This window comes from Streptomyces sp. 7R007 (genome assembly GCF_054850255.1).
In genome coordinates this window covers 1-11,568 of sequence record NZ_JBTWMV010000040.1, presented here as the reverse complement: position 1 = coordinate 11,568, position 11,568 = coordinate 1, and the positions used below count along the sequence as shown (strand labels likewise).

Genomic DNA, 11,568 nt, shown 5'->3' with positions numbered 1-11,568 from the left:
ACGTGCGTGACGTGCGTGAGTGGTGTACTGAGCCTACAGAGATCTTATGGACTCTTATTTGGGACGTCGAAGGTCCGGTACGGGGCTGATACATCAGAGCGGGGCGGCTCCGGGCACGCCGCCACACTCCTCACATCCCCCACACAATCCCCCGCCGCCCCGCAAAGCCCCCTTACCAACCCCTGATAGCTTCGTTCCCTGTTGCACACAGCCGATCTCTCCGGGGGAGTTCCACAGTGGTCCGCCGCACCCTGACGTCCACTGCCACCGCGTTCACCGCGGCAGCCACCCTTTTGCTCACCGCGTGCGGCGGGGGTGGTGACGACAAGGGGTCGGACGACATCAAGGGGGCGGACATCTCCGGCAGTCCGTCGGCCTCCACGTCGGCGTCCACGTCGGCGTCCGCGGCGGCGGGCGGCAGCGGGCCCGACCTCGGCCTGCCCGAGGACTTCAAGCTGGTCTTCGACTTCGACAAGCCGTCGGAGGCGACGCGTGCGGGGGCGCTCGGGGGTGCGGAGAACTACATTCGCGCCCTGAACCACGGCATCGACCAGCAGGACCCGAACGACCCGGCGTACCGGTACTACTCACTCAACCAGGCCGCGTCGTACGCGAAGTCGCAGATCGAGACCTGGAAGAAGGGCGGCTGGACCGTCACCGGCACGGACAGGTACTACAACGACGAAGTCACCACCCTCCGCGGCGGCCAGGGCGTGCTCGTCCAGTTCTGCAGGAACCAGGCCAAGTTCTACGGCAAAGAGATCAAGACCGGAAAGATCCTCTACACGAAGGAAAGCCTGAGCAGCTACCAGACGTTCAGGCTGCGCATGATCCCCCCGACCGGTTCGTCCAAGGTCTGGAGGGCGTTCACCATCGAGGTCATCGGCAAGGCGAAGGAATGCCGGTGATGACCCCCTCCGCGCGGACGGTGCGCTGGGGCGCCGCCGTAGGTGCGGCAGCCGTGTTCTGGACCGCGGGCACAGCGCGTGCCGACGGACCCGCGGACAACACGACCCCTCCCCCGGTATCCGGCCATGCCAACGGCAACGGCGAACTCTCCGCCGCCGTCTCCCGGATCAAGGTCACCCAGGTCAGCGGTCCCACCGGCGGCAGGACGGGGAGCCTCTCGTCGACGGACGTGAACTGGGAGCCGCCGCCCTGCTGGTACGAGCCGGTGTACACGCCGGAGAAGCTCAAGGCGTTCGCGGAGTCGGACAACCCGCTCGGATACGTCAGCCCGCACACGGAGTGGGGCGGCACGAAGCTCTGGACGGATCACTACCGCGACGGCAAGGACGCCTACAACTACAAGGACGGCGACCTCACGCCCACCGGGGGCTACCACGACTACAACATCGGCAAGGACGGCTACTTCTGGCGTGGCGTCGCCCGCGACCCCGCCTCCCCCGACTCCTTCGGCTGTGAGCGCGTCATGTTCTGGCAGGACGCCGGCGAGATCCCCGCGGTCCCGAACGCCCCCACCCCCAAGACCCTCGCCGAGTACGCCTACGACAAGATCAAGGTGCCCACGACCGAGGTCGAGTCGAAGCCGGCCGCCAGATCCACGGTGAACCTGCCGACCTGGGTGTGGCTGGACCAGGACACGTTCAAGGAGGTCAAGGTCCGCGCGGAGCTGCCGGACACGGGCCTGTGGGCGGAGACGACCGCCAAGCCCGTCGCCCTCCACCTGGACCCGGGCACGCGGGACGCGACGACGAACCCGGCCTCGGGCGACTGCACCGTCAACGCGGACGGCTCCATCGGAACGCCGTACGAGCCGGGCGACGCCGACAAGTCCCCGTCCTGCAGCATCACCTACCTCCACGCGACGAACGGCACGCCGTACCGCCTCAGGGCCGGCATCACCTGGAAGATCAGCTGGCACGGCTCCGACGGCAGCGGCGGCGACCTCCCCGACGGCGTCTTCGAGACGACCCAGGCCATGGACGTCCAGGAGATCCAGTCGGTGAACCGCTGACGCGGACGGGTGCTTCAGGTGTCGGCCGCCGGCGTGACCGTCATTCCTCGAGTGTCCAGAAAGGCGAATCCTTCGGGGGCGCGGGGCGGATCGGCAGGCGTGTGAAGTCGATGTCCGCGTCCGCGTCCGCGTCCCCGGTCGGCAGCCGGTCGTCGGCGTCCGGAAGGTAGTAGGCCCCGTAGGCCCAGAACTCGGGAAACTCATGGGTCATGAGGTTCTGCTCCAGCGTGTCCATCTCCTTCCTGGCATACCTCTCGTTGATCCTGGCGACCGCCTCCGCACGGGAGATTCCGCAGTTCTCCACGAGGAAGTCCACCATCTCGCGGAAATACTCGAGCATTTCTTCGTCGAGAGGAATCAGGAACTCGGTCTTCACGATGTCGGCCCCACCACACGATGTACTGAATTATTGAACAGTTCAGCGGCACGGTCCGAGTAGATGGCTATCTGGTGCCCGAAGAATTCGGGCTCCGCTTTGCCGCTGACGAATCTTCTCACGTTCCTCAGCATGGGTCCCTCGACCATCTCGTAGTTGTGCATGGCGCCACCGGTGCGGTGGTGCTTGATGAAGGCGGCCAGCTCGTCGCTCGGCCCGTCGAAGATCTTGCTGGTCAGGTTGTCGAGCTCGCTCTTCGGCACCTTGAAGTGGACGACTGCGGGCAACCCCCCGCGTTTGTCGGCCAGTTGCTTGGCCCACGTGAGCGCCTGGCGGGGGTCGTTGGTCACGTAGAACCCTCCCTTGCCGAAGTCCATGGCACGGTTGCTTCCCACGAGGTTGATCCCGTCGTTGACGATGCTGTCGGCGTGGTGGCGTTGCGTGCCGTGGTAAAGGTCCACCATGCACGGCGCCTTGAGGCCGAGCGGGTCCTTCCACTGGAGCGGGTTCTTCACATAGGCGTGGTGATTCGGCGCCGGTGTCCGTCCCAGCGGGTCCGGACTGAGATAGCGCGCCGTTCCGGGCTCGTAGTACCGGTGGTGGTTGTAGTGCAGCCCCGTTTCCGCGTCGAAGTACTGGCCGGGGAACCGGAGCGGGAAGTCGACGTGCTCGGCGCGGGGCTCCTCGACGGGAACGCCCCACAGGGTGGCCGAGCGCGTCCACGCGATGGTCCCCTCCGCGTCGACCAGCTCCGTCGGCGTACCGAGGAGGTCGGTGACGATGGCGTAGAAGCGCTCGTCGATCTCGTCCTGCGGCGTGTCCGGGTCGACCGGGCCGGTTTCCCTGACGCGCTGACCGATCGGTGTGGGTCCCTCGGTCCAGTCCCATGACGTGCTGACGGTGCCGTCCGTCTGCTCGGCGAGATCGTCGCCGTCCCAGAAGAAGGACACCTGCTCGACGACGGTCGTGCCGTCCCCCGCGAGCAGTTGCTTGGCCACCCGGCGACCGACGGGGTCGTAGACGTAGTGCCAGTGACGCCCGTCCGGTGTCGAGACGTCCGTGAGCTGGTCCTCGGCGTTCCACGCGTAGCGCCATTCGCGTCTGCCGCCCGACAGCAGCTTGGTGACCCGGCGGATCACCCTCCCCTGGGCGTCGTGCCGGTAGACGGTACGGCCGGCCCGTTCGAGGAGCGTGCCCGAGTAGCTGCGGTCGCCGGGCCCGGGCTGGTCCTCGGGTACGGGGGCCGCGGTGTGGAAGCCAGTGAGGTTGCCCAGCAGGTCGTACTGGTAGGTCTCGTCCCAGGCCGCGCCCCCTCGCGCCCGGGTCACCCTGCCGGCGTGGTCGAGGACGAAGGTCCGCTCGCCGTGGCGCGAGTCCGTCACCGAGGTGAGGACGCCGTCGGCCCGGTGCTGGAAGGCCCGCTGCCTGGTGTCACCGGTGCTGGTCACGACCCGTTGAGTGGTGCGCAGCCGCTCGGTGTCCCACTCGTGGGTCAGGCGCGCCGCCTCTCCGAGGACCCGTTCGACCTCCCGGCCGGCGATGTCGTACCGGAAGGTGACCGAGTGCTGTCCGACCTGCTGCACCAGGGTCCGCTGTTCGGCCTCGTAGGCCCACCGGGTGATCGCACCGCTCGGTGTCCTGCGGCTCGTGCGCCGTCCTGTGACGTCGTACTCGGAGCGGACCTCCCGGCCGTTCCACGACTCGGCGAGCAGGCGGCCCGTCGCGTCGTGTTCCCGTCCGAGCTCGACGTCCGCGTTGCGCGCTCCCACCAGCCTGCCGAGCGGGTCGTACGTGTACGTCGTGACAGCGCCGTCGGCGTCCATGGCGACGACGTTGCCGAGACTGTCGTGGCGGAAGCGCGTGACCTGTCCCGCTCCGTTGGTCCGCTCGACGAGCTGCCCTGCCGCGTCGTAGCGGTAGGTCAGTGTCCGTCCGTTGTAGTCCGTCTCGGAGACCAGCCGGCCGACGCCGTCGTAGGAGTAACTCCAGGTCTGCCCGGCGGCGTTGGTCACGCTCCGCAGGCGCAGTTCGGTGTCGTACTCGAAGCGCTCAAGCGTGCCGTCGTCGTCCGCGCGCAGCGTGCAGAGGTCGAAGTGGGTGTGCTCGTAGCGGGTGCGGCGCCCGTTCGAGGAGCGGTACTCGCGCGGGTTGCCCTCGGCGTCGTAGGACCAGTCCTCCCGTGTCCCGTTCGGGAGCTGCCGCCAGGCGATCTGGCCCTCGGGGGTCCAGCCGACGCGGGTGACCGCTCCGAAGGGGTCGGTCAGCTCGGTGATGCGACCGAAGGCGTCCCGGGTGAAGGAGGTGGCGGCCCCGAGCGCGTCCGTGGTGCCGACGACGAGGCCGGCGGCGTCGTTGACCAGGGTCTGCTGACGCCGGCCCAGCGCGTCGGTGACGCCGGTGAGTCCTCCGCGCTCGTCGAAGGTGAAGGACGTGGCGGCGCCGAGCGGATCGATGACGGCCACGCGGTTGCCCCGGTCGTCGTACACCGTCCGCCAGGTGCTGCCGTCCGGTTGGGTCACCTTCGTGACCTGGCCGAACTCGTCGTACTCGGTGCGCACTACCCCGCCGTCGGGGCGCACGACCCGGGTGACGTTGCCTTCGGTGTCGTGGCTCAGGTGCGTGGTGCGGCCGAGCGGGTCGGTGAGGGCGACCAGGCGGCCGTGGTCGTCCCAGCTGCGGGTGACGGTGTGGCCGAGCGGGTCGGTCTCGCGGACGGGCCGGAGATCCTCGTTGAAGGTGTAGCTGAGCGAGTGGCCGAGGGAGTCAGTGGCGACGGTGGTGCGCGTGTCGTCGTCGTACGCGTAGGTGTAGGCGAGGACGCCGCCGTCACCGCCGGTACGGACACAGCGGCCCTTGTCGTCGTAGGCGTAGCGGTACCAGTGGCCGTTCCGGCTCTGCCAGCCGGTGATCCGCTGCCGGTCGTCGTAGCTGTACCGCTGCGGGACGGACGAGGAGTCCACGGCCCCGGTGAGCCGGCCGTGCTCGTCGTACTCGTAGGTCAGCAGCACGGACCGCTCGGGGGCGCTGTCCAGGGAGAGGGCCCGCACGCGTCCTCCGGTGACCGTCACCCCGACGCGGTATCCGCCCCGGTGGACGAGGGCGGACGGCGACCCGTCCGCCGCGTAGTGCACCTCGATCGCGTTGCCGTTGCGGTCCCGCACGGCGGTCAGCGGCAGTTCGGCCGGACGGGCGCCCGGTATGCGCCTGAAGTGCAGCGTCGTACCGCTCTCCGGTTGCCACACCGTGATGTCGGATTCCGGGGAACCGTCCCACTCCAGCGGCCAGTTGGGACCGACGATCGGTCTCATGCGCGCGCCCGGCTCCGGGACCGCGTAGTACAGCACCGTGCCGTCGGCGCCGACGAACCGGACGCCGTCCTCGTCGATGAGCAGCCGCTGGTCCAGCGTCGACGTCCAGCTCGCCCCGAACCAGCCGCCGGCCTTGACTCCGGTGCGGTGCGTGCGCTCGATCACGAGCGGCAGTACGCCGGGGAGGGCCACGTCCGTGATCGACATGACCATCTGGCCCGTCGCCATGTCGATCGGGTCGCCGCAGGTGAAGAGGTTCTTCATCTCCCGGCCCAGGCCCTTCAGGCGCGGCCCGAGTCCCCTGAGCCCGAGCGCCATGCCCTTGAGGCCGCCCTTGCCCAGCGCCTTCATGCCCTTCGCGAGCTTGCCCAGCGAGGTGATTCCCTTGCCGCCGGGTATGCAGTCCAGTGCCGCGAACGCCACGTCCCACAAGGACGCTTGGCCCTTGCGGTACTTGTTCAGCGTGTCCGCCAGCACCACGAGTGCCGCCACCAGCACGATCGCGCCGAGGATCGGCCCACCGATGATCATCGCGATGATGCCGACCACCGCCACGACCACCTTGCACACCGTGACGATCGTGTCCCAGTTGTCCTCGAACCAGTCGCCGACCTCCTCCCACCAGGACCGGTTCTGGATGCCGGCGTCGGAGGCCTCGTCGATCTGCTGCTTGGCCTCCCGGGCCGCCTCCTCGCGCATCCGGCGGGCGTCCTCGGCCATCTTCTTCGCGGCGGACAGGGCGTCCTGCGCGTCGGTGACGTCCGACTGGGCCTTGGTGTGAGCGGACTTGGCGTGCTGCACGTCGCGGGTGGCGGCACGGACCTTGGACTCGTCCGGCTTGTCGGCGTCCGTCTTGCTGCCGGTGGGGTCGTCCTTGTACTTGTCGGCCTCACGCGTGGCCCGGGTCACCCACGAATCGGCCGACGCCAGGCGGGACTTGGCCGACGACAGGTCGTTCTGCGCCTCACGCCCCTTGGCCAGCGCCCGGTCCGCCAGGGCCTGCGCCCGCTCCAGCTTCGGCCAGTACGCGGCCAGCGCGTCGCCGCACATCTCGTACGACTTCTTCAGCTTCTTGAGGTTCTTCGGTACGCCGGAGAACTCGTCCTTGAAGACCTCCGCGGACTTGCCCGCCCACTGCAGGGTCGCGTCGTCGTCCGCCATCCCCTTGACGACCCTCAGCGCCTCGGAGACGTCCTCCGCGAACTCGTGCAGGGTCCGGGCGAGGGTCCGTACCCGGTCCGGATCACCCGGTGTCGGATCCTTGTCCAGGTCCAGGACATGCCAGTCCCGCGGCCGGTGCCCCGCCATGCTGCAACCCCCGTCACGCGCACATCACCATCAACAGCCGTATGCACGTGTGAACTTACCCTCTTCTTAACTACGACGCGAAGATCCGGCGCTGTGACGAATCTCAGCCCGTGAAGCGGAACGTCGACGTGATCGCGTCGAAGATGTCGAAGAAGGAGTCCGCGAGATCCAGGACCTGGCTGCTGCCCGCCACGAGCGCCACCTTGCCCTCCTGACCGGGCACGGGGATGAAGGTCTGCATCAGCACGGCCCGGACGGTGCGGTTCAGGCTGTCGTCCGGTACGGCGATGTCCTCGATGCCGTACGTGCGGGCCGCGGCGCCCACGCCCGGGATGTCGACCGTCGTCACCTTCCGCCAGGAATCGCCGTCCTTCCTGGGCTCCTTGGGGGCCAGCCCGGCGGCGATCGCGGCCGGGTCGGTCGACAGCGGTGCGCCCTCCCGGGTGCGTCCGCCGACCAGCGACACCGTCACCGACCCGGTGATCGGCGTGGGACCGCCGAAGCTCTCGGCCATGCACCCGCAGTACAGGGCGCCCGACTTCCAGGCGTCCGCGGCCGCCTTGCGCAGAAAGGCGACGTAGGTGTCCCGGTACTGCGCCAACTCCGGCTGCCGGCGTACGCGTCCGCCGACCATCTGCCGGATCGAGTCGTCCCGGGACTCCGGCCGGACGTCGAACTCCCACCACGACTCCGGCACCTTGATCCGGAAACCTCCGCGCTCGATCGTGAGCGCCTCCATGTAGCGGGCCATGACGTCCGACTCCCCGTTTTCCCGATCGCTCGTGTCAACATCGTTCCGTTGTACGGTTCGGGCCAGACTACGAGATCGGGGGAGGCACATGGGCCAGGGCAAGAGCGACCTCGCGTTGCCGCTCGGCGAACTGGAGGACTACGGCGAGCGGCTGCGGTCACTGAAGACCCGTCTCAACCACACCAAGAAGCTCTTCGAGTCCTACAAGGAGGACATCGGCGACGGCAGTGTCAACGACGCTCTCGGCGACTTCGAGTCCAACTGGGAGGACGGACGTGAGGACATCACCCAGCAGCTCGACGCCCTCGTCGACATGGCCGACGCGGTCGTCCGCGAGTTCAAGAAGCTCGACCTCGACCTCGCGAAGCAGGCACAGGACGGGGTGAAGGAGGAGGGGGACGGCGGCAAGGGCAAGTGATCGTCGCCGCGTCTCACGCCTCCCGCAGCACCGCCAGGGCGAAGGCCAGGCGCCGGTCGAACCACTCCGCCTGGGGCAGGTAGGCACGGACGCCGTCGACATGGTCGCACGTCAGCACCACCGTCTCCGGCTCACCGTCGGGACGCCAGGTGACCGGCTTCGCGGTGTACGTACGTCCGCTGTCGCCCTCCGCACCGAACGAGATCAGCGAGTCGACCACGCTCCCGGCCAACGCCCCGGCCCCCTTGACCACCGTCTCCTTGCCGCGCTGCGCGATCTCCTTCGCGCTGCCCCGGGCCCAGTGGTAGCGGGCGACGATGTCCGGCCGGCCCGGCTGCTGGAGCCACCAGCCGTGCTGGATGGTGCGCTTGGCGGCCGGCGTGCGGTGCACGAGGCCGATCTGCTGCCCGTGGCCGTCGGTCACGCGGTAGCGCGCGCCCTCCTTCTCCGGCGTCAGGGAGCACAGCGGCACCTGCGGGTGCACGGCGTCGTAGAGCCCGTATGACGGGACCTCCTCGCCGCCGCGCGAGACGAGCACCGTCGGCGCGAAGTACCGCACTCCGTCGCGGACGGTCGCCACGCGCAGCGCCCTCGGGCCCTTCACGGCCTTGCGGCCCAGTGTGGCCGGGCGCACGACGTCGGTCACCGTGAACCGGCCCGGCCGGTCCCAGGGCACCGGCTCGACGACCGGCTCCTGCCTGCCGCGGCCGAGCATCAGCCGACCTCGTTCTGCGCCACGGCCTCGCCGTGGACGACCACGTCGCCGCCGTAGAACATGCCGGTGAACACCGGGGTGTACGTCAACTGCACCTGGACCTCGACCTGTTCGGCGTCGGCGGCCACGCAGTGGGTCGCGGCGATGTCCGCGCCGCGCATGTCCATCTCCCGCGCGAACGCCTTCACGCGGGCGTCGCAGTTCTGGTAGTTGATCGGTGCCGGGCCGCCCTCGTTGTCGTAGAGGGCCTCGCGGTCGATGTCCTGGGCGGCGTAGCGGGCCGCCTGTTCCGCTATGTCGGCGGCGCGTTCGCGCTTGGAGATGGACAGGCCGCCGTCGATGACGAAGGCCGACAGCGACAGGAAGACGATCGCGAAGATGATGACCGCGCCGGCGCCCGAGCCGCGGTCGTCGAGGTGGGCCCGGCGGGAGGACAGCCAGGTCCGTACGGAGTCCCTCATGCCTTCCTCTTGTACGGGTCCAGCGGGGCCGTGAACGAACCCGACATGTGGGCGGGGAGGTTCAGGCCCAGCATCGCCAGGCCCCGTACCTCGCAGCTGACTTGGACGGTGAAGAGGTCGGCGTCGGCGAAGCCCGCGCTGGTCTTGGTGACCGTCACCGGGCCCGAGCAGACGTCGGTCAGGTCCGCCTCCGCCGCCTTGCGCGCCTCGGCCATGGCGTTGGCCTCGTCCCACTGGAGGGAGCCGGAGCGGGCCGCGTCCCGGGCCGCGCCGTCGATCGCGCCGCGTCCGTCGACCATCTGGCCGAAGGCCACCAGGACGAGGACGAACAGGATCATCACCGGGGCGAGGATGACGACCTCGATCGCGGACAGGCCGCGGTCGTCGCCATCGAAGCGGCGGCGCAGCCGTCGGCTCGGTCCCCGGTACAGCCCCCGGTACAGCCCTCGGCACAGTCCTCGACACAGGGAGGTGGCGCGCACCTAGTTCTCCCCCTCGCGTACGAACCGCTCCACCGGCCCCAACGACTGCGCGTGCACGGTGAAGTTCAGGCCCGGGAACACCGTCGGCACCTTCGCCGTGATCTCCACGCCGACCGTGTTCTGCTGCGGCTGGAGCATCTCCACGTTCGGCGACAGCACCAGCTGCGGGCCGAGTTGGCTGATGTAGCTGTCCACCACGGTGCGTGCCTCGCCCCGCCACGCGCCCGGCTGGTCGTGCGCGGTGGCACGGGCCTTGCGGGCACCGGCCTGGGCCGCCGCCTGGGCCACGTGGTCGGCGAAGAAGTACAGCGCGAACTGCACCGTAGCGAAGATCATGAAGAACAGCACCGGCGTGAGCAGCACGAACTCGATCGCGGTCATGCCGGAGTCGCCGCGGGTGGCCGTCGCCTCGCGTACGGCCCCCAGCCTGCGGCGCATCCATCTGCCCACGTGTGCCGGCACCCCTTCAACCCCGTTGTACGTACGCCCGGTCAGCAGGTGCCGCTCTGGTTGGCGCCGTTGATGCAGTCCTTGACCTTGTTGGCGCCGTCGCTGAGCGCGCCGTTGATGATGGCGGCCACCACGCCGACGATCGCGACGACGACCGCGGAGATGATGACCCACTCCACCGCCGAGGCACCGCGGTCCAGTTCGCCGGAGCGGGCGCGCTGCACGCGCCCCTGGAGGAAGGTGACCAGGAAGTCGACGGCCGGAATGCCGGTCTGGAAGTTTCGTGCGTTCATGACGCTTGTCGTCCTCTCGAATCGGTTCACGGAAGTGCTGCAGAACGGCTTACGACACCTGGAACACCCGCATCGCCGCCGGGAAGATCAGGAACACCAGGAATCCTGCGCACAGCAGCAGCTGCGCCACGAGCATGGACTGCGACTTCTCGCCCGCGCTGCCCTCGATCTCGGCGAGTTCGCGGTGCCGCATGGTCTCGGCGCGGGAGGCGAGGGACTCGCGGACCTTGGCACCGTCGTCGGCCACCAGGGCCAGCGACGCGGACAGGTCCTTCAGCTCCTCCACGCCGATCTCCTCGCCGAGCTGGCCGAGCGCCTGCCACTGGCTGATGCCGGTGATGCGGGCGTCGGCCAGGGCGTTGCGGATGCGCTGCGTCGCCCAGCCGTCGGAGACCTCCGCCGCCGCCATCAGCGCCTCCGGCAGACCGCGCCCGCCGGCCAGGCTCATGGAGACCAGGTCCAGGTACGCGCCGATCACGCGCCGCAGGTCACGCCGCTTGTCGGCCGCGTCCCGCCGTACCTCCACATCGGGGAGGAAGAAGAACAGCAGGGCGCACACCAGCGCCAGCCACACCGGGATGACCGGGCTGCTGCCGAAGCCCATCGTCCAGACCACGGCGAACAGGAACGGCCCGAAGAACAGGCCCGCCACCCCGAGCAGCACCTTCGTCGCGAGGAAGTTCTCCCAACTGCGCTCCAGCACCGCCAGATCGGCGCGCAGCGAGCGCTGCTCCCAGCCCTGCTGGAGGTAGAACTCCGAGACCCTGATGCCCACTTCGGCGCGCAGCGAGCCCAACCGGCCGGTACCCGCCGACGTCCGCGCCGACTCGTACGCCGCCCCGCGCGCCCGCATCGCGTCGATGCGGGCGACCTGTGCGACCGCGCTGCGCTTGGACGGCATCAGGGCGCGTACGAGGACGTAGACACCGAGGCCCAGGACCGCGCCGACCACGATCGGCATCGTCAGGTTCACCGTCGTACCCCCTCTTCCGGCTGGGCGGGCATCCGCGGCCGCACGAACTGCACGG

Annotated in this window: 12 protein-coding genes; 3 read left to right on the top strand and 9 right to left on the bottom strand. The window is 69.2% G+C overall.

Going from position 1 to position 11,568, the window contains the following annotated elements; genetic code table 11:
• The first annotated feature begins 236 nt into the window (after positions 1-236).
• Both ACYF6T_RS34375 and ACYF6T_RS34370 read left to right on the top strand, forming a co-directional pair.
• Positions 237-908 carry a hypothetical protein gene (locus ACYF6T_RS34375; protein WP_461701429.1) on the top strand — a complete coding sequence of 224 codons (672 nt, stop codon included), beginning with the start codon at positions 237-239 and terminating at the stop codon, positions 906-908.
• Positions 908-1,978 (top strand): hypothetical protein, encoded by a 1,071-nt coding sequence (locus tag ACYF6T_RS34370; protein ID WP_461701427.1) that lies wholly within the window; start codon positions 908-910, stop codon positions 1,976-1,978. Before ACYF6T_RS34375 ends, ACYF6T_RS34370 begins: the two co-directional genes overlap by 1 nt.
• A 40-nt stretch (positions 1,979-2,018) precedes the next feature.
• Here the strand turns inward: ACYF6T_RS34370 and ACYF6T_RS34365 are convergent, their stop codons facing one another.
• The 3 genes from ACYF6T_RS34365 to ACYF6T_RS34355 form a co-directional block, all read right to left on the bottom strand.
• Complete coding sequence (locus ACYF6T_RS34365; protein ID WP_461701425.1) at positions 2,019-2,354, bottom strand: hypothetical protein; 336 nt, start codon at positions 2,352-2,354, stop codon at positions 2,019-2,021.
• Positions 2,351-6,970, bottom strand: a complete 4,620-nt coding sequence (locus tag ACYF6T_RS34360) for a DUF6531 domain-containing protein (protein WP_461701424.1) — start codon at positions 6,968-6,970, stop codon at positions 2,351-2,353. Before ACYF6T_RS34360 ends, ACYF6T_RS34365 begins: the two co-directional genes overlap by 4 nt.
• A gap of 103 nt (positions 6,971-7,073) precedes the next feature.
• A complete protein-coding gene (locus tag ACYF6T_RS34355) occupies positions 7,074-7,721 on the bottom strand; it encodes a hypothetical protein (protein ID WP_461701423.1) in 648 nt (215 codons plus the stop codon).
• A gap of 88 nt (positions 7,722-7,809) precedes the next feature.
• Here ACYF6T_RS34355 and ACYF6T_RS34350 point away from each other — a divergent pair, with 88 nt between their 5' ends.
• Entirely contained in the window at positions 7,810-8,139 is a 330-nt protein-coding gene (locus tag ACYF6T_RS34350; RefSeq protein WP_461701421.1) for a hypothetical protein, read from the top strand.
• A gap of 13 nt (positions 8,140-8,152) precedes the next feature.
• On the opposite strand, the gene ACYF6T_RS34345 is transcribed toward ACYF6T_RS34350, so the two are convergent.
• From ACYF6T_RS34345 to ACYF6T_RS34320, 6 genes are read right to left on the bottom strand one after another with little or no spacing between them, the layout of a single operon-like run.
• Positions 8,153-8,854, bottom strand: coding sequence for a hypothetical protein (locus ACYF6T_RS34345; RefSeq protein WP_461701419.1), 702 nt, complete (start codon positions 8,852-8,854; stop codon positions 8,153-8,155).
• Positions 8,854-9,315: a TadE/TadG family type IV pilus assembly protein gene (locus ACYF6T_RS34340; protein ID WP_461701418.1), complete on the bottom strand. Its 462-nt coding sequence runs from the start codon at positions 9,313-9,315 to the stop codon at positions 8,854-8,856. The genes ACYF6T_RS34345 and ACYF6T_RS34340 overlap by 1 nt, the downstream gene beginning before the upstream one ends.
• Positions 9,312-9,746: a TadE/TadG family type IV pilus assembly protein gene (locus ACYF6T_RS34335; protein WP_461701501.1), complete on the bottom strand. Its 435-nt coding sequence runs from the start codon at positions 9,744-9,746 to the stop codon at positions 9,312-9,314. Before ACYF6T_RS34335 ends, ACYF6T_RS34340 begins: the two co-directional genes overlap by 4 nt.
• A gap of 51 nt (positions 9,747-9,797) precedes the next feature.
• On the bottom strand, positions 9,798-10,235 hold the full coding sequence (locus tag ACYF6T_RS34330) for a TadE/TadG family type IV pilus assembly protein (RefSeq protein WP_461701499.1): 438 nt from the start codon (positions 10,233-10,235) through the stop codon (positions 9,798-9,800).
• A 53-nt stretch (positions 10,236-10,288) separates the two neighbouring features.
• Positions 10,289-10,540, bottom strand: a complete 252-nt coding sequence (locus ACYF6T_RS34325) for a hypothetical protein (RefSeq protein WP_461701416.1) — start codon at positions 10,538-10,540, stop codon at positions 10,289-10,291.
• 49 nt (positions 10,541-10,589) lie between these two features.
• Positions 10,590-11,513, bottom strand: a complete 924-nt coding sequence (locus ACYF6T_RS34320; protein WP_461701414.1) for a type II secretion system F family protein — start codon at positions 11,511-11,513, stop codon at positions 10,590-10,592.
• Positions 11,514-11,568: the final 55 nt, after the last annotated feature.

Bases quoted from the DNA above. Each gene is read 5' to 3' on its own strand.
- ACYF6T_RS34370 (WP_461701427.1), top strand. From the start codon at position 908: ATGACCCCCTCCGCGCGGACGGTGCGCTGGGGCGCCGCCGTAGGTGCG.
- ACYF6T_RS34360 (WP_461701424.1), bottom strand. From the start codon at position 6,970: ATGGCGGGGCACCGGCCGCGGGACTGGCATGTCCTGGACCTGGACAAG.
- ACYF6T_RS34355 (WP_461701423.1), bottom strand. From the start codon at position 7,721: ATGGCCCGCTACATGGAGGCGCTCACGATCGAGCGCGGAGGTTTCCGG.
- ACYF6T_RS34350 (WP_461701421.1), top strand. From the start codon at position 7,810: ATGGGCCAGGGCAAGAGCGACCTCGCGTTGCCGCTCGGCGAACTGGAG.
- ACYF6T_RS34345 (WP_461701419.1), bottom strand. From the start codon at position 8,854: ATGCTCGGCCGCGGCAGGCAGGAGCCGGTCGTCGAGCCGGTGCCCTGG.
- ACYF6T_RS34340 (WP_461701418.1), bottom strand. From the start codon at position 9,315: ATGAGGGACTCCGTACGGACCTGGCTGTCCTCCCGCCGGGCCCACCTC.
- ACYF6T_RS34330 (WP_461701499.1), bottom strand. From the start codon at position 10,235: ATGCGCCGCAGGCTGGGGGCCGTACGCGAGGCGACGGCCACCCGCGGC.
- ACYF6T_RS34325 (WP_461701416.1), bottom strand. From the start codon at position 10,540: ATGAACGCACGAAACTTCCAGACCGGCATTCCGGCCGTCGACTTCCTG.